This window comes from Streptomyces sp. NPDC050546, from assembly GCF_044457425.1.
In the GTDB taxonomy this organism is placed as follows: domain Bacteria; phylum Actinomycetota; class Actinomycetes; order Streptomycetales; family Streptomycetaceae; genus Streptomyces.
In genome coordinates this window covers 15,224-34,293 of record NZ_JBITGX010000020.1, presented here as the reverse complement: position 1 = coordinate 34,293, position 19,070 = coordinate 15,224, and the positions used below count along the sequence as shown (strand labels likewise).

Here is a 19,070-nt window from a genome sequence, read left to right as displayed (position 1 = left end):
AACCGTGAGGGCCCCCTGTCACCATGGGTGATGCCCCTCGCCTCCCGGGGCCGGGCAGTGTAGACATGGCACATGGTCCGACTCTTGGGTCGATCCGGGACTCGATCGCCCCTGCGGCCCGGCGCTGCGCCGTCCGCACGGCAGCGGCGAGAGGCGGGTCCGTCGCGGTGGCATCCGATGGCGGGGCTGCGGTCGGTCGTGGGCGGACGCAGCGTCGCCGGACAGGTGTTCCTGCTCGTCGTGGTGATCGTGCTGCTGCTGGTGGTGGCCGCGGTGGTGGCGCTGGTGCTGCAGGTGCGGCACGACACGACCCAGGAGGCCCGTAACCGTTCGCTCGCCGTCGCGGAGACCTTCGCCAACGCGCCGGGCACGGTCGAGGCGCTGGAGGGCCCCGATCCCACGGCCGTGCTCCAGCCGCGCGCCGAAGCTGCCCGTATTCAGTCGAAGGTCGACTTCGTCGTCGTCATGAACACCGACGGCATCCGTTACACCCACCCCAAGCCGGACCGCATCGGGAAGCAGTTCGTCGGCACGATCGCGCCCGCGCTGGCCGGGGAGCCGGTGACCGAGGAGATCGAGGGCACGATCGGCCATCTGGTGCAGGCCGTGGTGCCGGTGAAGGACCCGGACGGGCGGGTCGTGGGCCTGGTGTCGGCGGGCATCACGACCGAGAACGTCGGCGGCACCGCCGACCGTCAGCTGCCGCTCGTGCTGGCCGCCGCCGCGGTCGCCCTGGCCCTGGCGACGGCGGGCGCCGCGCTGGTGAGCCGGCGGCTGCTGCGCCAGACCCACGGGCTCGGGCCGCACGAGATGACCCGGATGTACGAACACCACGACGCCGTGCTGCACGCCGTCCGCGAGGGCGTGCTCATCCTCGACGGCTCGGGCACCCTGCTGCTCGCCAACGACGAGGCGCACCGCCTGCTCGGGCTGCCCGCCGACGCCGAGGGGCGGCACATCCTCGGCCTGGGGCTCGACCCGGGCACCGCCGACCTGCTGGCCTCGGGGCGCGTCGCCACGGACGAGGTGCACCTCGTCGGGGACCGGCTTCTGGCCGTCAACCAGCGCACGACGGAGAGTGCGGGCGGCCCGCCCGGCAGCGTCGCCACGCTGCGCGACTCCACGGAGCTGCGTGCCCTGTCCGGCCGGGCCGAGACCGCGCGGGAACGGCTCAACATGCTCTACGACGCCGGGGTGGGCATCGGGACGAGCCTGGACGTGACCCGTACGGCCGAGGAGCTGACGGAGCTGGCCGTGCCCCGGTTCGCCGACTTCGTCACCGTGGACCTGTTCGACGCCGTGCTGGGTGGCGGGCAGCCGGACGCGGCGGCCGCGCTGAGCCGTACGGCGCTGAGCGGAATCCGCAAGGATGCTCCGCTCTACCCCGTCGGCGAGCGGATCAGGTTCGTCGAGTCCTCTCCGCAGGGCCACAGCCTCGGCACCGGGCAGGCCGTCCTGGAACCCCGGCTGGGCGAGGCCCCCGGCTGGCAGGCTCAGGACCTCGAGCGCTCCGCGCAGATCGTGGAGTACGGCATCCACTCCCTGATCACCGTGCCGTTGCGGGCCGGCACCCTGGTGCTGGGCGTGGTCAGCTTCTGGCGCTTCGAGAAGCCTGAGCCCTTCGACCCGGACGAGCTGGTCCTGGCGGAGGAACTGGTCGCTCGGGCCGCCGTCTCGATCGACAACGCGCGCCGCTACACCCGCGAGCACAGCATGGCCGTGACGCTCCAGCGGAGCCTGCTCCCCCGGAACCTGCCCGAGCAGGGGGCGTTGGAGATCGCCTATCGCTATCTGCCGGCGCAGGCCGGGGTGGGCGGCGACTGGTTCGACGTACTGCCGCTGTCGGGGGCCCGGGTCGCGCTCGTGGTCGGGGACGTCGTCGGCCACGGGCTCTACGCCGCGGCCACGATGGGGCGGCTGCGGACCGCCGTGCACAACTTCTCCGCCCTCGACCTCCCGCCGGACGAACTCATCGCGCTGCTGGACGAGTTGGTGGGCCGTATCGACCAGGACGAGACCGAGGAGGACGGCAGCGCCCCGGTCACCGGCGCGACCTGCCTGTACGCGGTCTACGACCCGGTCTCCCGGCGCTGCACCGTCGCGCGGGCCGGGCATCCCCCGCCGGCGCTGATCCACCCGGACGGCAGTGTCGAGTTCCCGGAGGTGCCCGCCGGTCCCCCGCTTGGGCTCGGCGGTCTGCCGTTCGAGACGGCGGAGCTGGAGCTGGCGGAGGGCAGCCGGCTCGTGCTCTACACCGACGGGCTGGTCGAGGACCGGGAGCGGGACATAGACGTCGGTCTTGACATGCTGCGCGACGCACTGGGCCGGGCCGGTGAGTCCCCTGAGGACACCTGCCGGGTCGTGCTGGACTCGCAGCTCACGGCCCGGTCCAGCGATGACATCGCCCTGATCGTCGCGCGCACCCGGGCGCTCGCCGCCGGCCAGGTCGCCGAGTGGCCGGTGCCGTCCGACCCGGCGGCCGTGGGCGAGGTACGGGCTGCGGTCACCCGGCAGCTGACCGAGTGGGGACTGGAGGAGTTGTCGTTCACCACCGAGCTCATCCTGAGCGAGCTGGTCACCAACGCGCTCCGGTACGGCGACGGCCCCATCCATGTCCGGGTGCTGCGCGACCGCAACCTGATCTGCGAGGTCTTCGACAGCAGCAGCACCTCGCCGCATCTGCGGTACGCGACGATGACGGACGAGGGCGGGCGGGGCCTGTTCCTCGTCGCCCAGCTCGCGGAACGCTGGGGGACGCGCTATCTGCCCGCCGGGAAGGTGATCTGGGCGGAACAGCCGCTGCCATAAGCAGCCATGGGGGTGCTCATAAAGTTGCCTTATGAGCTCATAGACCGGACCCGCGTACCGACTTAGGCTTGCCTTAGTTTAGGCTTCCCGACGAGATCGCTTGTCGCCGCTCGAAGGGAACCTGACCATGCCCCGCCCCCTGCGGGTAGCCATCGTCGGATCCGGCCCCGCCGGGATCTACGCCGCCGACGCCCTGCTCAAGTCCGAGGTGGCCGCCGACCCCGGCGTGTCCATCGACATCTTCGAGCGCATGCCGGCGCCGTTCGGACTGATCCGCTACGGCGTGGCGCCCGACCACCCGCGGATCAAAGGCATCATCACGGCCCTGCACCAGGTCCTCGACAAGCCGCAGATCCGGCTCTTCGGCAACGTGGACTACCCCTCCGACATCAGCCTGGACGACCTGCGCGCGTTCTACGACGGTGTGATCTTCGCCACCGGCGCGACGGCTGACCGGGCGCTGCCCCTGCCCGGCATCGAGCTCGACGGCTCGTACGGCGCCGCGGACTTCGTGTCCTGGTACGACGGCCACCCCGACGTGCCGCGCACCTGGCCGCTGGAGGCGGAGAAGGTCGCCGTGCTCGGCGTCGGCAACGTCGCCCTCGACATCGCGCGCGTCCTGGCCAAGACGGCGGACGAGCTACTGCCGACGGAGATCCCCGCGAACGTCTACGAGGGTCTGAAGGCCAACCGGGCCAAGGAGATCCACGTGTTCGGCCGCCGCGGCCCGGCGCAGGCGAAGTTCAGCCCGATGGAGCTGCGGGAGCTGGACCACTCCCCCAACATCGAGGTCATCGTCGACCCCGAGGACATCGACTACGACGAGGGCTCGATCGCCACCCGGCGCGGCAACAAGCAGGCCGACATGGTCGCCAAGACCCTGGAGAACTGGGCGATCCGCGACGTCGGCGAGCGGCCCCACAAGCTCTTCCTGCACTTCTTCGAGTCGCCGGTCGAGGTTCTCGGCGAGGACGGCAAGGTCGCGGGTCTGCGCACCGAGCGCACGGAGCTGGACGGCACGGGCAACGTCAAGGGCACCGGCACCTTCAACACCTGGGACGTCGGCGCGGTCTACCGCGCGGTGGGCTACCTGTCCGACAAACTCCCCAAGCTGCCCTGGGACATCGACTCCGGCACCGTCCCCGACGAGGGCGGCCGGGTCATGCAGGAGTCCGGCGAGCACCTGCAGTCCACGTACGTCACCGGCTGGATCCGGCGCGGTCCCGTGGGCCTCATCGGGCACACCAAGGGCGACGCCAACGAGACGGTGTCCAACCTGCTGGACGACTACGCGAACGGCCGGCTGCAGACGCCCGCCACCCCCGCTCCCGAGGCCGTGGACGCGTTCCTCGCCGAGCGGAACGTCCGCTTCACCACCTGGGACGGCTGGTACAAGCTGGACGCCGCGGAGAAGGCGCTGGGCGAGCCGGAAGGCCGCGAGCGCGTGAAGCTCGTCGAGCGCGAGGACATGCTGCGGGCGAGCGGCGCCTGACGCCCGTCCTGTAGGCCCCTGGGGCGGGTCCGGTGGCAATGTCACCGGACCCGCCCTTATGCGTGCTTGAAGCGTGTACGATCCGGGTGCTTCACCGAATCATCACGCGGCCTTCACAAGAAGGCCTTGCAAGGGGGGACGAACGTCCATGCACATACGCCTTGTCGCCACCACGGCTGCCGCCGCCGGAGCCCTGATCGCCCTGACCGCGGTTCCGGCCCAGGCCGCCGAGTACAGCTCCGCGCTGAAGATCCGGGGTATCCAGTACGACGCTCCCGGCCGCGACTCCAACCGCTGCTCGGGCGGGAACACCGCCGAGGAGTACCTGACGATCGAGAACTACTCGCGGTCGACGACCGTGAATCTCAAGGGTTACGTCGTCAAGGACGCCGCGGGCAACAAGTTCACCTTCACCGCCAGTCACACCCTTCAGCCCGGTGACTACGTGAAGCTGCGCGGCGGCAACGGGTCCGACTCCGACACGAAGAACGTCGTCTACCGCGACAACTGCAACTTCATGTGGAACAACGACAAGGACACGATCTACGTGTACAAGCCGTCCGGCAGCCGCGCCGACGTGCACTCGTACACCAAGAGCGGCTCCGACAAGGACGGCAACGGGTACATCACGTACCACGGCTGACATGGCATGAGCCGGGGGCCTGTTGCCGTTCCGGCAACAGGCCTCACGTTCTTCCCGCCGGGCGCAGCATGATCGAGGGAGCCGAGTCCCCCGGGAGGATCCATGCCGCAGACGTCCGCCACCGGCCCGAGCCACCGTCTGGTGCCTTCACCGGCCGGTCGTACGCACCTCGTGGAGCAGGGAGACGGGCCGCTGGTTCTGCTGCTGCACGGCTTCCCCGAGTCCTGGTACGCGTGGCGCCGCCAACTGCCGGCGCTGGCCGCCGCCGGCTACCGCGCGGTGGCCGTCGACGTCCGCGGCTACGGGCGCTCGTCCCGCCCCGCGAGGGTGGAGTCGTACCGGATGCGGGAGCTGGTGGAGGACAACGTCGCCGTAGTGCGTGCACTGGGTGAGCAGTCCGCAGTGGTCATCGGGCACGACTGGGGTGCGAGCATCGCCGCGACCTCCGCGCTGCTCCGGCCCGAGGTGTTCCGCGCGGTGGGGCTCCTGAGCGTGCCCTACACCCCGCCCGGCGGCCCGAGGCCCGGCGAGGTCTTCGCCCGGATGGGCGGCGACGAGGAGTTCTACGTCTCCTACTTCCAGGAGCCCGGCCGGGCCGAGGCCGAGATCGAGCCGGACGTGCGCGGCTGGCTAGCGGGCTTCTCCGCCGCCCTGTCCGCCGACACGATGCCCAAAGCAGGCGCCCCCGACCCGCACTTCGTCGGCCGCGGCGGAAAGCTGCGCGACCGCTTCCCCGTCGGCCGGCTTCCACACTGGCTGGACGAGGCCGACCTGGACGTCTACGCCGGGGAGTTCGAACGTACGGGGATGACCGGCGCCCTGAACCGCTACCGGAACATGGACCGGGACTGGGAGGACCTGGCCGGCCTCGCCGGCGCTCCCGTCACCCAGCCGTCCCTGTTCATCGGCGGCGGCCTGGACGCGTCCACGACATGGCTGGCCGACGCGATCGAGGCGTACCCGACGACTCTGCCCGGCCTGACGGCTTCTCACATCCTGGCCGGCTGCGGTCACTTCCTGCAGCAGGAGCGGCCGGACGAGACCAATCGGCTCCTGATCGAGTGGCTCGCCGGTCTTCACTGACCTAGAGGACCAGGCCCGGCAGCCAGCGCTCGAGGTAGGCGCGCAGACCGGTCAGGTCGTTGCCGCGCGCCACGTATCCCACGTATCCGTCCGGGCGTACGAGGGCGTGGGTGACGTCCGGCCAGGGGCTGTCAGAGCCGAGGTGGTGCACGCAGAGCAGGTCGTGGCGTCCGTGCTCCGGCACATGCGGTGACCAGAGGTGGGCAGGGCCGGTGAGCAGGAGGTGGCAGCCCCTTGCGGAGGTGCGCTCGTGGAGTCCGGGCGGGACATCGGGGAGCCGGTCTCCCGCCTGCGGGCCCTTTCGTGGTCGGTGCGGTCCGCTGGTGGAGGCCGGTCCGCGGCGGTAGTGGACGTCGAGTTCGGAGACCGTGCGGAAGAGTCGCGCGCGGGGGCGGGTCGTGCGCAGCAGCAGCGGGGCCAGACGAGGGGCGAGCTGGGTGCGGGCGAACCGGAGGGCCGGGGTGCCGCTCGTGCCGAAGGCGAACGCGCGGTCGGTGACGCGGCGCACGCCGTGGCCGACCGGGGCGCGCTCCGCCTCGTACGTCTCGAGCAGTTCCTCGGGCGCCGCGCCCCGGCAGACGTGGGCGAGCTTCCAGCCCAGGTTGAGCGCGTCCTGGATGCCGGTGTTCATGCCCTGTCCCCCGGCCGGGCTGTGGATGTGCGCCGCGTCCCCGGCGAGGAAGAACGGGCCGTTGCGGTAGCGGGTGGCGCCGCGGTTGTGGATGCGGAACGCGGTCATCCAGACCGGATCGCGCAGGATCAGCCGTTGGTGATCGCGGCCGGTGCGGTCGGTGGTCCAGTCGTCGGCGAGCTGCTGGAGGAGGTCCAGTGTCACCTCGCCCTCACGGGAACCCGGCGGGCGCATCGCGATCATCCGCCAGGTGGCCGGTGTGCCGAGCGGGAAGAAGAACAGCATCCCGGCCGCGGTCATGTACGTGTGCGCGGCACCCGGCTCCAGCCCTTCGACCTCGAGGTCGGCGAGGAAGAACGTCTGCGGATAGGCGTGCCCCTCGAAGGCGATGCCCGCCTGGGTACGCACCGTGCTGTGCGCCCCGTCGCAGCCGACGACGTAGCGCGCCCGCACGGTCTCCTGGCTGCCGTCCGGGCACCGGAGTCGGCAGCTGACGTACCCGCCCTCCCGCTCGGTGCTCACCAGTTCCGTGCCTCGTTCGACGGTCACGTCCCGATCGGCCAGCCGGGCCGTCAGGACGGCTTCGGTCTCCGACTGCGGGAGGAAGAGCAGGAAGGGGTACGGAGTGTCCTCGCAGCCGACGTCGAACACCGGCACCTGCAGCTCCCGTCGGGGCAGATGCAGGTGGAGCCGGACCGCCGTGCTGCCCCGGTCGACCAAGTCGTCCGTCACGCCGAATCCGGCCAGCATTTCCAGGGTCCGGGGCTGGATGGCCGGCGCGCGTGACTCCCGGGCACGGTCCAGTGAGCGGTCCACGATCCGGAACGGGGTGTCGTACGCGCGCAGTTGCGTCGCGAGCGCGAGTCCGGTCGGGCCCGCGCCCACCACCAGCACGTCCAGGGGTGCCGTCATGGCCTCAACGTTAGTCGCGGCCGACCGCGGGCCGGGGCCCTCCGACCCGTGTTGCGTCCGGAGGGCTCCCGTGGTGCCGGTTCGGGGTGGTGCGGGCTCAGACCTCCAGGTCGGCTTCGATACGGCGGAGCTGGTGGCGGGCCATCGCCAGGTTGGACCTGCTCCCGTCGAGCACCAGGTAGAGGAACAGCCCGCTGCCTCCGCGCCCCTTGATCAGGCGGATGAGGTGGTACTGGGAATTCAGGGTGATCAGGATGTCCTCGATGTCCTCCTTCAGTCCCAGATGCTCCATGGTCCGCAGCTTGGCCCGTACGACGTCGGTGTTGCCGGCGGCGGCGATCTCCAGGTTGAAGTCCTTGGTGCCGCCGAGGGTGCCGAGGGCCATGCCGCTGGTGTAGTCGACGAGGGCTGCGGCTGTAGCCCCCTCGATGGAGCTCAGACATTCCTTCAGCGCTGTCTCGGTGTTGGCCATGCGCTCGGTTCCTTTCGTTCCGTCTTGCTTCGGTGGGTCGTCATGAGGTTCAGGTGGTTCGGGTGGCTCAGATACCGGTCTGCGGGCGTGGCTGATGCGTGGGCCGCTGCGGTGTGCGGACCGGGAGGGTGCCGATGGGGCGGGCCGTGGCCGGGGGCGCTGCGGCGAGGTGTTCGGCGGGCGCGGGCCGGTCGGCGTGACGGCCGGTGCCCGGTCCGACGCGCGTGGCCACCAGATCCGCGATGCGGGCGCCGCTGCGCCGGCCCTCCAGGTGGAGGCGGCCGACGTTGACGCGGTCCTCGGCGAGGAGGGTGAGGACGGCGGTGGATCCGGCCGCGTAGGTCGCGACATAGCCCCGGGAACCGCGCACCAGCAGTTCGCGGAAGTCACCGCGGCCGGCGGCGTCGGTCAGGCGGTACGCGACGCCGAGGGCGGCGGCGGTGAGCGCCGCGAGTCCCTCCGGCTCGGCCTCCGGCACGTCGTGGGCGAGGACGAGTCCGTCGACGGTGGCCGCGAGGGAGCCCGTAAGCCGGGGTACACGGGTGCGGAGCCGACGCAGTTCGTCCAGGACGTCGGTCTCGACGGCCATGAGCATTCTCCTTTCGGCACGCTGTCTTCGCGCGCGGATCACAGTGCCTCCAAGGCGTGCAGAAGCCGTCGCAGCAGTGCGGTGTCGGGCTCGTCCGGTACCACGGGACGAGGGGCGGGGCCCGGCTCGGCGGACACGGGGGCTGGGGCTGAGGCTGGGGCTGGAGCGGGGACGGGGGCCGTGGCTACGGGGACGACCATGCCGGCGGCGGCCAGGCGGCGGAGTTCGACGAGCGTGTGGAAGGTGCGGCAGGCGAGGACCGTGGCTATCTGGGCCGCGGTGCGGACGCCGTCGACCTGGGCGAGGGTGCGGCTGCGGCGGGCCGGCAGGTCCGAGGGGTCCGTGTCGGGCACCCGGGCGAGCGGGACGAGGTCGACACAGGGTTCGGGCCATATGCGGTGCAGCAGTTCGCGGCGGCGTCTCGACTCGCGCAGGACGGCGTGCACCGGTACGGAGCGGACCGCGCCGAGCCAGTGCGTGACTCCGGGGCGGAAGCGGAGTGCCGGTCCGTCGTGGGCGAGGACGAAGTACGCCGCGTCGAACAGGGCGCCCAGGTGACACAGTTCCAGCGCGCCGGCGGCGAGCTGGCCGCTGTCGACCAGTTGCCTGCCGACCCTGCAGCCGCGGCCGGCCTGGTCGATCGCGGCCCACCAGCCGTCCGGGGCGAGCGCACCGCTGTGGGTGAGCAGGTCGCCGAGGTCGGGTGTGACGGCGGATTCGACGTGGACGACGTGCCCCGAGGCCAGGTAGACGATGCCCGACTCGGTGGACAGGGCGCCGCTCGCGCCCTGCTCGGCAAGGGTGCCGAGCAGGGCCGAGGCCGGTTCGTCCGTGCGTGAGGCGCGGGTCGGCGTGGTCATCCGAGCACCAGTCTGTCCGCCATCTCGGCCAGCCGGATGCGGGCCAGGGCCAGGTTGCCGTCACTGCGGTCGAGCCATAAGTGCACGAACACGGTGCTGTCGAACGTCGTGCTGACGAACCTGAGCAGGTGGTACGAGTCGGCGTTCGTGATGATCAAGTCCTGTACGGGTGGTTCTTTGCCGGACACCTCTCCCTCGTCGCCACCGGCCGGTGCCAGGAGGCCGCTTTCCGTGGCGAGACGGGCGAGTTCGGCGGTCTCGGCCGCCGTCGCCTCCAGGTCATCGCCCGGTGCGTCACCCACCGCGCCCAGGGCGAGACCACTGATCCAGTCGACCACCGATGCGCCTCGCGCACCTGGCAACCGCATGGCCTCCAGCAGACTCTCGTCAATTCCGGGCACGCCGAATCCCCTCCCCTGCACGGCCGTTCCCGCGAACGTGAGCACGACACTACGGTGTGTGCTCGGTGCAGGTGAACGCTTTGGCATTTTCCAAAGGAATGTGCAGGGAAGCGGGCGGGGGGTGAACGGGGTTGATCGGAAGCGGGCAGGATGCATCGCGGGGCATCGCCGGGCAGTTGGCCGTCTGCCCTGACCTGCACCTTCACGACTTAGGCACACCTGGGCACCCCCGCGGCGATTCGCAGGTTCGGCAAGCCTTCGCAGGCTTTGGCAGGACTCATGCTGACCACTTGCTGACTTTACTGACGAGTAATCAGGTCGATTTGGCGACCTCGCCCCCGCGCTATCAGGCATCCGCCACAGCGATGTCGGCCGACCAAGGCAACGGCTCCTACGACCCGTCTGCGGGCTCAGGCGGACGTCGTCAAGGGGCCGTCGCAGCACCACAAGGCCCAACCAATTGATCTACGGCCGACTATGGGCCGCAGCAGCATGCTCATCTGCCGGCGTCGGCTCCTCAGACCGAGGGAGGCGGAACATAGCCGCGAACCGCCGGTTGGCCAAACCGGCGGTTTTTCTCCCCATTGGAAGTAGCCCCGCCAGCCACTCTGAGGCGAGGCCCTCGCCATACAGGAACCCAGTCATTCATGCCACGACGAGGCCCGTCCATCTTAAAGGAGCGACCCTGACCGAATACCAGCGCACGTCAGCAAACGGAACAGAAATTCCTCAATCGAGCCGCAAGTCGGCTGAGTCTGTACTCATGGACACCTCCGAGGTCGCCGCAATGCTTAATATGTCCACCAGTTGGATGTACAAGGAGGCTGCAAAGCTAGGCCTACGGGGTTACAAGCTCGGACGAGGAAGGAACGCCAAGGTTCTGTACAAGAGAAGTGAGGTCTTCAGGTGGCTGGAACAGCAGAGAATTCACTAGCAGCCAAGGCATGATGGCGGGATGCGGCCGTCGTACTCTCCAAGGCCAGCACTGCCCTACTTCGGCGACGGCGCCGGCCACCCGTCGCGGTCCTCACCGGCCGAGAAGACAGGCGTGTATCCGACCGTCTGCGGCAGGACGACCTGGCTCGGTGGAGTCCCATCGTCCACCCTTATCTGCCGTTCGTCCGGCGCGCGATCAAGGAATGCCAGCGGCCTACGCTTCGAGCCGGGCAGCATCGTACGCTCCAGGGATGATTGAGAACATTGTGTTTGACGTCGGCGAGACGATTACTCGCGACGATCGCTACTGGGCGTCCTGGGCAGACTGGCTGGGCATTCCCCGACACACCTTGTCTGCGCTCGTCGGAGCGGTAGTCGCCCAGGGCCGCGATAACGCCGATGCCATCCGCCTCGCACGGCCAGGCATCGACGTGGGCGCCGAGTACCACGCCCGAGAAGCCGCCGGTCGCGGTGAACATTTGGACGAGACTGATCTCTACGAGGATGTCCGTCCTGCGCTGTCCTCGCTCCGAGAGCTGGGTACACGCGTGATAATCGCGGGCAACCAGACGACTCGCGCGGGCGAGCTGTTGCGCTCACTGCAACTACCGGCGGACCTCATCCTCACCTCAGGAGAGCTGGGTGTGGCCAAGCCCCAACTCGAGTTCTTCAACGAAGTGCTGTCGGCGGCGCAGGTCGCTCCGGACGTCACCCTGTATGTAGGTGACCACCCGGCGAACGACATCTTCCCGGCAAAGACGGCGGGGCTCCGCACGGCACACATCCGACGAGGCCCTTGGGGCTGTCTGTGGGCCGACTCTCCGGACGTCGCAGAGGCGTCGGACTGGCGGATCGACAGCCTCACTCAGCTCGCCGCTGTCGTCCACGACACAGAGGCTGAACGCGGGGCGGGCCGCAGAGGCAGTAACCGGGCATGTGCACCCAGTGCATTTGCTCGGGTACGGTTCGCAAGGGATACGGGAAGTGGAGTCGGTATGCCCATGCGTAGCCAGGGCGGAGTCGGCGCACGGATCGCTTACTACCGCAGCGTCATACGTCCGAAGATGACACAGCAGCAGCTGGCTGATGCAGCCTGCGTCGCGTTGGGCGCCATCCGGAAGATCGAGCGTGGCGTCAGCGACGCCACGCTCGACGCCATCGCGGATGCCCTCGGCATCGACCCCGTTCGTCTACGCAGCGACCGTAGCTCGGCCCACACACGGGTCCACGATGCGCTTCCGGCGCTCTCGGCGGCCATTGCGGCATACGACCTTCCCGACGACGGTCCAGTTCGTCCCACCCGGGAGCTGCACTCAGCTGTCGACGAGGTTGCTCGCTGTCGACCGGCAGCTCAGTACACACGCATCGCCCGCGAGGTTCCCGAGTTACTCATGGAACTCTCGCGGGCCTTCCATCTTGCCCTCAGGGAACGGTCTGCGATGGCCGAGCTTCTGATCAGGGCATACCGCTCTGCGGACGCCGTCGCCTTCAAGTTCGGGGCCCACGACCTGTCTGCCCGCCTCGTCGAACTCATGCGGTGGGCTGTCCCTGAAGCCGACGATCCCCTGCTAACGGCATCGGTTGCCTAGGTACGCACCGAGACGTTCTTCGCCTCTCACCGTTATGCGACCGGGCTCCGTGCATTGGAGCAGGCCCTGGACTCGGCCCCTCCCCCGGACAGCGAAGACCAAGCCGCAGCACGGGGGGCGCTCCACATGCGAGCAGCTGTCATCGCCGGCCGCGCGCGCAACAAGGAGGCGGCGCTGGTCCATTTGGACGAGGCCCGGCTTTTGGCCGACCGGGTACACGAGCAGGTGTACTACGGCACGGCCTTCGGACCCGACTCCGTACGCATGGCTCCATCAATGACCGGTTCGAGGCATACCGAGATGCCTTAAAACTCTCAAAAGATCTAGTTCCGCACTCAATCAGGCATTCGTACGTCACGCATCTGACCGAGGACGGGATCGACCGTCGATTTATCCAGCAGCAAGTCGGCCACGACTGTGACAGCTCCACGGCCATCCACACGCACGTCAGCGACGACTTCATGAACACTGCCCTGAGCAAGGCCCTGGCCCCGGCGTTCGCCGGCGTCTGACGAGGAAGGACTCGATGATGGCCGCCAAGCTCGACTACCACTGGCACCTGCGCAAGGTGATGGCGGATCGCGGGATGTTCTCCACCACCGACCTCCTCCCGCCGTTGAAGGAACGCGGCATCACGTTGTCCACGAGCCAGGTCTATCGGCTCGTCGTCGAGCGACCGGAGCGACTCAGCCTGAAGATCCTCATGGCCCTGCTGGACATCCTGGACTGCACCATGGATGACCTCATCGAGCCCGTCAGCGGGGCCGGTGCCGCGGCGAAGCCGAAGAAGGCCGCCGCGGGCGGGACCGCGGTCTCCGAGGGGGTCGGTGATCTGCGGCCTCGGCGGGCCCGGATCACTGGAGTCGACCGGTGACCGAACTGGCCGACGAAGTCCTGACGGACCCGGTCGGCCTGGTGGTGCGGCTGGTCAGCAACGTCGAAACGCACCTGGATACGGCCCGTATCCGCGACATCGTCTGCACACTCGTACGCACACGAGCCGGCCGCCGCAACCTCGCCCAGGCCCTGCACGACAACCCCGCGCTGTTGCGGACTGGCAGGCCACCGGCGCCGTTCCGCGTCGCCAAGCTGCTGATGGCCCTGCGCGAGGCTGGCGCCCAGGACACCGCCCTGCCCCACTGCGGGGAGTATGGGCGCCCCCGCCCCTACGTCGGCAGCCGCTCGGGTGGCCGATGGGGATGCTCACCTTGTTTTGATAAGTCCGCAGTCTGCGCGGGCTGCCACCAGCAGCGACGAGTCGTCAGCCGAGACCGGCACAGACAGCCCCGGTGCGCGAAGTGCCCCGACACCGACGGCGATCCGCTCAAGGAACTCACCCGCCTGATCATCGGCATCGACCCCGCACTCGATGCGGACACGATCCGGACGGCTCTAGAACGATCCACGAAGCGGCTGGCCGGACAGCGTCGACTGGCTTGGGCGGTGATCGCCCGCCCCGAACTGCTGACCAGCATCGGCCACGAGGCCCCCACTCCGGCAGTGCTGCGATTCATCGGTGAACTCGTCGCCAGCGGCGCCACCACCGTGGTCAGCCCAGCCTGCGCGCGCTGTCACGGGGTGAAGGCGCTGTCGAAGCTCCTGGACGGGAAGCGGGTCTGCCGGGCCTGCTTCGCTCGACACGCGGCCGTCCCCTGCACCCGTTGCGGTGCGGTCCGTGAACCTGCCACCCGGGATGCTGCCGGTCAGCCGCTGTGTCCCACCTGCCTGATCCGCGACCCGGCCAACCTGGAGGTCTGCGTCGGCTGCGGGCGCCGTCAGCCTGTTGCAGTCCGGCTCGACGACGGCGTCCGCTGCCCGAGTTGCGTGCCGAAGACGGTCAGGGAATGCGGGCTCTGCGGCCGCACCGCTCGTTGCGAGATCTCCCGGGCCACCGGGCAGCCCTGGTGCGACCGCTGCCAGCAGCGCTGGGCTACCTGCTGCAGCTGCGGCACGGTTGCCCAAGTCCGCGGCGGAACCTGGGAGGAACCGTTGTGCGCGAAGTGCGCCAACCCCGACCCCGATTTCTGGGGCCGGTGCCCCACCTGCGCGACCACCTGGCAGCTCGGCTCCCACCCCTGCCAGCGATGCGTCCTCGACCAGCAGCTCCGCCGCCTCCTCGGCGCCAGCGCCGAGGAGGCCATCGCCCCCGAGCTTGCGCCGTTCCACGAAGCACTGACGAGCGCCGAGCGGCCGGACACCGCCCTGGCTTGGATTTCCCGATCGCAGGTCCGTGACCTGCTGGAACGCATAGGCCGCGACGAGCATCCCGTCACCCACGACAGCCTCGACGACGTCCCGCCGGGAAAGGTGCTGGCTCACCTTCGCAGCGTCCTCGTCGCGACAGGCGTCCTACCGCCGCGCGACGAACGACTCGTCGCCCTGGAGAAATGGATCACCACAACCGTCCAGGCTCGCACAGACCTCGCCGAACGCCGGATCCTGCACGGTTACGCAGTCTGGCACCACCTGCGCCGTCTCCGCCGCCGCCTCGGCGACCAGCACACCAGCCAACTCCAGGACATGAACGTGCGCTGCCACGTCAGCGCCGCCGACAACTTCCTCACCTGGCTCGCCGGCGAAGGTCTCACCCTGGGCGTCTGCACACAGGCCGACCTGGAACGCTGGATGACCGATGCCGCCTTCCGCTACCGCGACGAGACCGGCCACTTCGTCCGCTGGTCCGTACAGCATCGCCATGCCCACGGCCTCACCTGCGGCGCCGTCCGCTGGACCGGCCCACAGGGCACCATCGACAGCGAGAAACGCTGGGCGGACGCACGACGCCTCCTCAACGAGGACACGCTGCCCACCGCCGACCGAGTCGCTGGGCTGCTGCTGACCCTTTACGCGCAGAAGATCTCCACCATCAGTCAACTCACCGTCGAGGACGTCGACTTCACTGGCGAGACCGTCGCGATCACCTTCGGAGCTTCGCCCGTCATCCTTCCGATGCCGCTTGGTGCCTTGGTCCGCGAGCTCGTCGCGACCCGACGCGGCAAGGCCGAGATCGGCACTCCGGACGACGTCCCTTGGCTCTTCCCCGGCGGACAACCAGGGCGTCCACTCAGCGACAGTCAGGTCGGTCTGCGGCTGCACAAGATCGGCATTCGGCCCCAACAGGACCGCTCAACAGCCCTGTTCACTCTCGCCGCCGAGCTGCCCGCCGCCATCCTCGCCCGGATGCTCGGCATCCACATCCAAGTCGCTGTCCAATGGCAGAAGGCATCCGCTGGGGACTGGGCCGCCTACGCCGCCGATGTCAGCCGTCGTGTCCCGGAGAACCAATGAAGCTACCGATCACCATCCACCAAGCACGGCTCGGGTCCGTGGAGTTCAAGGTCATCCGGCCAGCCCGACCTCTGGTCCACGCAGTGCTCATCGACCATGATCGGCACCTGGACGCCTACCTCGATCAGGATGCCGCGCAGCGAATCGGCGGGCTATGGACGCTTGCCGCCTCTTCACCGCGCTCACTGGTCCACCTGCCGATGCGTGGGAACCGTGGCCCCTCCCGCGAGCTGCCAGAAGAGGGCACGCGACAGCTTGATCTCGTGCTGCTGCACCACTCGCTCCAGTTCGCGCCCTCACGCTGGAAGGAAGTGCGCGGGCGACTCAGTCCTGGGCGTCCACAGACAGTGACGCTGCCCGGCCCAGGACGCACCGGCGAAGCCGTGATTGATCACGAGGCACGGCACTACCGGGAGAACCGGGACCTGTTTCACCAGCATCTCCACGCCGAGACTCTGTTCATGACCGGCAGCGCGAAGGTGTTCAGGGACACCGCCCGGCACTTCCTCGACGTCGCCCGGAACGGCCCCGGATACGTCCCCGTCCATCCGAGCTATCCGCACTTCTGCACCGAACTCCACTCCAACGACGGCATTCTCGGCGACGCGCGCGAGATCCACATCGAGTACTGCGACCAGTGGGACTCACGGCCCAAAGCGACAGGACCCCGCCGACCATGACGTTCAACGATCACCTTCAGCACCTCGTTGAAAGGGCCCTCGCATCCATCCCGGCCGCCGATGCCGGCGACATCTACGCCTTCTCCTTCCTCATCGACAACGAGGACGACGACCCCCGTCAGCCGACCCTGACGGTCGGCTACAACACTGAAGCTCAGGCTCGACGCAGCATCCAGGACGCCTCTGACCAAGCAGAAGCCCGCTGGAACTACGCCTTCTGGATCCAGAACGAGCTGACTGTGGTCGGCGACCTGACCAGCGACCCCGGCGGCGCCGTCGCCCGCCAGGAGTGGATCACCGAACTTGGATTTTGGTACGAGGAGCCGACCGACCTCGCCGACTGGGATGCAGTCATCGGGCCACTCGCCGCGCAGATCGAGTCCCACTTCAACCAGACCTGCTGCCAGCTCGCCCGAACCCTCCATACGACCGGCGTCATCGAAAGATCTGTCGGCCGAACCGTGCCGGTGATCGTTCACGAGCTGGAGTACTACGAGGCGATCGCCCGGCAGACCGAGGCCGCCAACCCACCAGGCGTCGCCGACGAGTTCACCTCATGGGTCCGCAATGGCTGAGGCATTCGGACAGTTCCAATACCCGACTCCACCATTAGCGGTCTACCCTGCCGAGACGATCGAGGCGCACCGGGCGTTCATCGCCCGTCGGCGGGCCTCCCGCCCCGGCGAGGAGTACCGGATCCCGACGGAGGAGGAGTGGGACGCCTTCCTCGCCCACTTCGAGAAGCGGAAGGTGTCCATCGGCACCTGTGCACGCGCCTTCGGATCGCCCTGCATCCATGAGCACGCTTGTGTCAGATGCTCGCTCCTCCGACCTGACCCGGCCCAACGGGCACGGCTTGCCGAGATCCGCGACAACTTGATCGCCCGAATCACCGAAGCTGAACAGGAGGGATGGCTCGGTGAGATCGAAGGACTCCAAGTCAGCCTCGCCAGCGCAGAGGAGAAGCTCGCCCAGCTCGATGCAAAGCAAGTCCGTCAACGCCAAGCGATTGATCTCGGCATGCCCCGCTTCAGCCAGATCGCGACACGAATCAGTACGGCAAGAGGACCTTCAAGTTAGCCGAGCCTCATCCACGCGGATGATCTACACCACCCCGACCCAGGCCACGGGCCACGCTCTACGGGCGGCGGGCCAGCAAATGGGTGTCGAGGAAGCCCCGCTCGGACGCTGGGTCGTGGAGCAACCGAGCAACCGTGACGAGTCCGGCCCCGGTCAGCAACTCGGCAAACTGCTCCGCCGGCCAGCTATAGGCGGGCGCCACCTTGTGGTCGAAGCGGACCGGCTCCGGTCCCTCGGTCCCGAAGAAGGACACCAGGAGCAGGCCCCCTGGCGTCAGGACACGCACCTGTTCGGCGAGCAGCGCGGGCAATTCTCCAGGTGGGGTATGGATCATCGAGTAGTGGGCCAGCACTCCGCCGAGCGCGCCGTCCTCGATCGGCAGGGCCTCCATTCGCGCTTCGTCGAACCGCAGCGTCGGATGGGCCCGCCGGGCGTGGGCGACCATAGCCGGGGAGAGGTCGAGTCCGAAGGAGTCCAGCCCCAAGTCGTGCAGCATGGCTGTCAGATGCCCGGGTCCGCACCCGACGTCGGCTGCCCGCAGGTTCCCCGTGCCACTCACGAGCTCGGCGAAGGTACCGATCATGTTCCGCGCGAACGGCTGCGTCTCCAACCGATTAGCGAACATCGACGCATACAGCTCGACGACCCCGTCGTAGGCCGCCCTGGTCTCATCCTGGTGTTTTAACACGGGAAGGAAACTAACACCCGCGCCGTTCGCACCCGTTCTCCGGCTGCCCCACACCGGACCTCCCCTTCAGGACTGATGGTCCCGTCACCTGATCACAGGGCACACTCTCGTTGGTTCAGAGAAGCCTGCGTCCGCTGCTCGATGCTCCGCCCCGAGCCCGACCAGCGCGGCCGACTCGTCGAGATCCGCGACAACCTGGTAGCCCGCATCACCGAGGCCGAACGCGAAGGCTGGCTCGGCGAGCTGGAAGGACTTGAGGTCAGCCTTTCCGGCGCCCAGGACAAGATCGCTCAGCTGGATGCCGAACTGGCTCGCCGGAGCACCACCGTGGATCTCGGTATCCCGACCTTCCGGGACATTGCCGGCCGGGACGGCACTCACCTCGGCGGTCCGGGTGACGGGGCAGAAAGGCGAGGCCGTTGCTAGTCCCGGTAGCCGCACCCCGAGGCCGTCTTGGCCTCGGTGACGCTCACGGCCGTGTCCTGAGATGTCTCAGCCGAGGTGCAGCAGGTGTTGACCCCGCAGCATGCGCTGTCCGCCAAGGGCGCGCAGGCGCGGCCCTACGTCTGCTGGGCCTCGCCGCCCGACGTACGACAAGCGGAAGCGTCAGTAAAAACTGGGTGATACGACACTGCCCGCCGCCTATGGAGGAGGGGGCGGGACTGGAGGATGTGGCGGCGGCGGAAGGGGGCGTTGTTTCTCACGGCGGGCCAGGAGCGAGGGAAACGTAAAGCCGACAACGCCTCCTGCGACACCGCCGATTAGCGCGGACAGCAGAACGCTCCACCCGATACCGGAGTCGAGAAGCTCCGGCGGTCCTGCCACGATGCATCCGAAGATGCTCGTTACCAATGCGCCACGCCAACGGCGGCGCAGGCTGGGCCAGTTTTTCCTCATAGAGGCCTTCCTCTCGTGCTA

19 protein-coding genes and 1 pseudogene are annotated in these 19,070 nt (G+C 68.8%); 14 read left to right on the top strand and 6 right to left on the bottom strand.

Features of this window, described 5'->3' with window-relative positions; all coding sequences use genetic code 11:
- The first annotated feature begins 177 nt into the window (after nucleotides 1-177).
- The 4 genes from ACIBK5_RS36605 to ACIBK5_RS36590 all read left to right on the top strand — a co-directional run bounded on the left by ACIBK5_RS36605 (nucleotide 178) and on the right by ACIBK5_RS36590 (nucleotide 6,026).
- Nucleotides 178-2,808, top strand: coding sequence for a SpoIIE family protein phosphatase (locus ACIBK5_RS36605; RefSeq protein WP_399026618.1), 2,631 nt, complete (start codon nucleotides 178-180; stop codon nucleotides 2,806-2,808).
- A gap of 127 nt (nucleotides 2,809-2,935) precedes the next feature.
- On the top strand, nucleotides 2,936-4,300 hold the full coding sequence (locus ACIBK5_RS36600; RefSeq protein ID WP_399026616.1) for an FAD-dependent oxidoreductase: 1,365 nt from the start codon (nucleotides 2,936-2,938) through the stop codon (nucleotides 4,298-4,300).
- A 148-nt stretch (nucleotides 4,301-4,448) separates the two neighbouring features.
- Entirely contained in the window at nucleotides 4,449-4,943 is a 495-nt protein-coding gene (locus ACIBK5_RS36595) for a lamin tail domain-containing protein (protein WP_399026614.1), read from the top strand.
- Nucleotides 4,944-5,045: 102 nt separating this feature from the next.
- Nucleotides 5,046-6,026: an alpha/beta fold hydrolase gene (locus tag ACIBK5_RS36590; protein WP_399026612.1), complete on the top strand. Its 981-nt coding sequence runs from the start codon at nucleotides 5,046-5,048 to the stop codon at nucleotides 6,024-6,026.
- 1 nt (nucleotide 6,027) lies between these two features.
- On the opposite strand, the gene ACIBK5_RS36585 is transcribed toward ACIBK5_RS36590, so the two are convergent.
- The 5 genes from ACIBK5_RS36585 to ACIBK5_RS36565 form a co-directional block, all read right to left on the bottom strand.
- A complete protein-coding gene (locus ACIBK5_RS36585) occupies nucleotides 6,028-7,569 on the bottom strand; it encodes an FAD-dependent monooxygenase (protein WP_399026610.1) in 1,542 nt (513 codons plus the stop codon).
- A 97-nt stretch (nucleotides 7,570-7,666) separates the two neighbouring features.
- Complete coding sequence (locus tag ACIBK5_RS36580) at nucleotides 7,667-8,041, bottom strand: hypothetical protein (RefSeq protein ID WP_382591992.1); 375 nt, start codon at nucleotides 8,039-8,041, stop codon at nucleotides 7,667-7,669.
- 67 nt (nucleotides 8,042-8,108) lie between these two features.
- Nucleotides 8,109-8,630: a roadblock/LC7 domain-containing protein gene (locus tag ACIBK5_RS36575; protein WP_399026609.1), complete on the bottom strand. Its 522-nt coding sequence runs from the start codon at nucleotides 8,628-8,630 to the stop codon at nucleotides 8,109-8,111.
- Nucleotides 8,631-8,668: 38 nt separating this feature from the next.
- Nucleotides 8,669-9,490 carry a hypothetical protein gene (locus tag ACIBK5_RS36570; RefSeq protein ID WP_399026607.1) on the bottom strand — a complete coding sequence of 274 codons (822 nt, stop codon included), beginning with the start codon at nucleotides 9,488-9,490 and terminating at the stop codon, nucleotides 8,669-8,671.
- Complete coding sequence (locus ACIBK5_RS36565) at nucleotides 9,487-9,891, bottom strand: hypothetical protein (protein WP_399026605.1); 405 nt, start codon at nucleotides 9,889-9,891, stop codon at nucleotides 9,487-9,489. Before ACIBK5_RS36565 ends, ACIBK5_RS36570 begins: the two co-directional genes overlap by 4 nt.
- A 763-nt stretch (nucleotides 9,892-10,654) precedes the next feature.
- Here ACIBK5_RS36565 and ACIBK5_RS36560 point away from each other — a divergent pair.
- The 9 genes and pseudogenes from ACIBK5_RS36560 to ACIBK5_RS36520 all read left to right on the top strand — a co-directional run bounded on the left by ACIBK5_RS36560 (nucleotide 10,655) and on the right by ACIBK5_RS36520 (nucleotide 17,464).
- The gene (locus ACIBK5_RS36560; protein ID WP_359891732.1) at nucleotides 10,655-10,825 is read left to right on the top strand and encodes a helix-turn-helix domain-containing protein; all 171 of its coding nucleotides are present in this window, start codon (nucleotides 10,655-10,657) and stop codon (nucleotides 10,823-10,825) included.
- Between the two features lie 253 nt (nucleotides 10,826-11,078).
- Nucleotides 11,079-11,711, top strand: a pseudogene (locus tag ACIBK5_RS36555) (HAD family hydrolase); the annotation flags it as partial.
- A gap of 111 nt (nucleotides 11,712-11,822) precedes the next feature.
- Nucleotides 11,823-12,416 carry a helix-turn-helix domain-containing protein gene (locus tag ACIBK5_RS36550; protein ID WP_399026818.1) on the top strand — a complete coding sequence of 198 codons (594 nt, stop codon included), beginning with the start codon at nucleotides 11,823-11,825 and terminating at the stop codon, nucleotides 12,414-12,416.
- Nucleotides 12,404-12,928, top strand: a complete 525-nt coding sequence (locus ACIBK5_RS36545; protein WP_399026816.1) for a tyrosine-type recombinase/integrase — start codon at nucleotides 12,404-12,406, stop codon at nucleotides 12,926-12,928. Before ACIBK5_RS36550 ends, ACIBK5_RS36545 begins: the two co-directional genes overlap by 13 nt.
- 14 nt (nucleotides 12,929-12,942) lie before the next feature.
- Nucleotides 12,943-13,290 carry a helix-turn-helix domain-containing protein gene (locus ACIBK5_RS36540; protein ID WP_399026603.1) on the top strand — a complete coding sequence of 116 codons (348 nt, stop codon included), beginning with the start codon at nucleotides 12,943-12,945 and terminating at the stop codon, nucleotides 13,288-13,290.
- Nucleotides 13,287-15,704, top strand: a complete 2,418-nt coding sequence (locus ACIBK5_RS36535) for a site-specific integrase (protein WP_399026601.1) — start codon at nucleotides 13,287-13,289, stop codon at nucleotides 15,702-15,704. The genes ACIBK5_RS36540 and ACIBK5_RS36535 overlap by 4 nt, the downstream gene beginning before the upstream one ends.
- Nucleotides 15,701-16,384, top strand: a complete 684-nt coding sequence (locus ACIBK5_RS36530) for a hypothetical protein (RefSeq protein WP_399026599.1) — start codon at nucleotides 15,701-15,703, stop codon at nucleotides 16,382-16,384. Before ACIBK5_RS36535 ends, ACIBK5_RS36530 begins: the two co-directional genes overlap by 4 nt.
- Entirely contained in the window at nucleotides 16,381-16,959 is a 579-nt protein-coding gene (locus ACIBK5_RS36525) for a hypothetical protein (RefSeq protein ID WP_399026598.1), read from the top strand. Before ACIBK5_RS36530 ends, ACIBK5_RS36525 begins: the two co-directional genes overlap by 4 nt.
- On the top strand, nucleotides 16,952-17,464 hold the full coding sequence (locus ACIBK5_RS36520) for an integrase (RefSeq protein WP_399026596.1): 513 nt from the start codon (nucleotides 16,952-16,954) through the stop codon (nucleotides 17,462-17,464). The genes ACIBK5_RS36525 and ACIBK5_RS36520 overlap by 8 nt, the downstream gene beginning before the upstream one ends.
- 58 nt (nucleotides 17,465-17,522) lie before the next feature.
- On the opposite strand, the gene ACIBK5_RS36515 is transcribed toward ACIBK5_RS36520, so the two are convergent.
- Nucleotides 17,523-18,152: a class I SAM-dependent methyltransferase gene (locus tag ACIBK5_RS36515; protein WP_380978759.1), complete on the bottom strand. Its 630-nt coding sequence runs from the start codon at nucleotides 18,150-18,152 to the stop codon at nucleotides 17,523-17,525.
- Between the two features lie 141 nt (nucleotides 18,153-18,293).
- Between ACIBK5_RS36515 and ACIBK5_RS36510 the strand changes: the two genes are divergently transcribed.
- Nucleotides 18,294-18,578: a hypothetical protein gene (locus ACIBK5_RS36510; protein ID WP_399026594.1), complete on the top strand. Its 285-nt coding sequence runs from the start codon at nucleotides 18,294-18,296 to the stop codon at nucleotides 18,576-18,578.
- Nucleotides 18,579-19,070 lie beyond the last annotated feature (492 nt).

What these genes read in the sequence shown, in the direction of transcription:
- ACIBK5_RS36605 (WP_399026618.1), top strand. Translation starts at nt 178, where the DNA reads ATGGCGGGGCTGCGGTCGGTCGTGGGCGGACGCAGCGTCGCCGGACAG.
- ACIBK5_RS36600 (WP_399026616.1), top strand. Translation starts at nt 2,936, where the DNA reads ATGCCCCGCCCCCTGCGGGTAGCCATCGTCGGATCCGGCCCCGCCGGG.
- ACIBK5_RS36595 (WP_399026614.1), top strand. Translation starts at nt 4,449, where the DNA reads ATGCACATACGCCTTGTCGCCACCACGGCTGCCGCCGCCGGAGCCCTG.
- ACIBK5_RS36590 (WP_399026612.1), top strand. Translation starts at nt 5,046, where the DNA reads ATGCCGCAGACGTCCGCCACCGGCCCGAGCCACCGTCTGGTGCCTTCA.
- ACIBK5_RS36585 (WP_399026610.1), bottom strand. Translation starts at nt 7,569, where the DNA reads ATGACGGCACCCCTGGACGTGCTGGTGGTGGGCGCGGGCCCGACCGGA.
- ACIBK5_RS36580 (WP_382591992.1), bottom strand. Translation starts at nt 8,041, where the DNA reads ATGGCCAACACCGAGACAGCGCTGAAGGAATGTCTGAGCTCCATCGAG.
- ACIBK5_RS36575 (WP_399026609.1), bottom strand. Translation starts at nt 8,630, where the DNA reads ATGGCCGTCGAGACCGACGTCCTGGACGAACTGCGTCGGCTCCGCACC.
- ACIBK5_RS36570 (WP_399026607.1), bottom strand. Translation starts at nt 9,490, where the DNA reads ATGACCACGCCGACCCGCGCCTCACGCACGGACGAACCGGCCTCGGCC.
- ACIBK5_RS36560 (WP_359891732.1), top strand. Translation starts at nt 10,655, where the DNA reads ATGGACACCTCCGAGGTCGCCGCAATGCTTAATATGTCCACCAGTTGG.
- ACIBK5_RS36550 (WP_399026818.1), top strand. Translation starts at nt 11,823, where the DNA reads ATGCCCATGCGTAGCCAGGGCGGAGTCGGCGCACGGATCGCTTACTAC.
- ACIBK5_RS36540 (WP_399026603.1), top strand. Translation starts at nt 12,943, where the DNA reads ATGATGGCCGCCAAGCTCGACTACCACTGGCACCTGCGCAAGGTGATG.
- ACIBK5_RS36530 (WP_399026599.1), top strand. Translation starts at nt 15,701, where the DNA reads ATGAAGCTACCGATCACCATCCACCAAGCACGGCTCGGGTCCGTGGAG.
- ACIBK5_RS36525 (WP_399026598.1), top strand. Translation starts at nt 16,381, where the DNA reads ATGACGTTCAACGATCACCTTCAGCACCTCGTTGAAAGGGCCCTCGCA.
- ACIBK5_RS36520 (WP_399026596.1), top strand. Translation starts at nt 16,952, where the DNA reads ATGGCTGAGGCATTCGGACAGTTCCAATACCCGACTCCACCATTAGCG.
- ACIBK5_RS36510 (WP_399026594.1), top strand. Translation starts at nt 18,294, where the DNA reads ATGCTCCGCCCCGAGCCCGACCAGCGCGGCCGACTCGTCGAGATCCGC.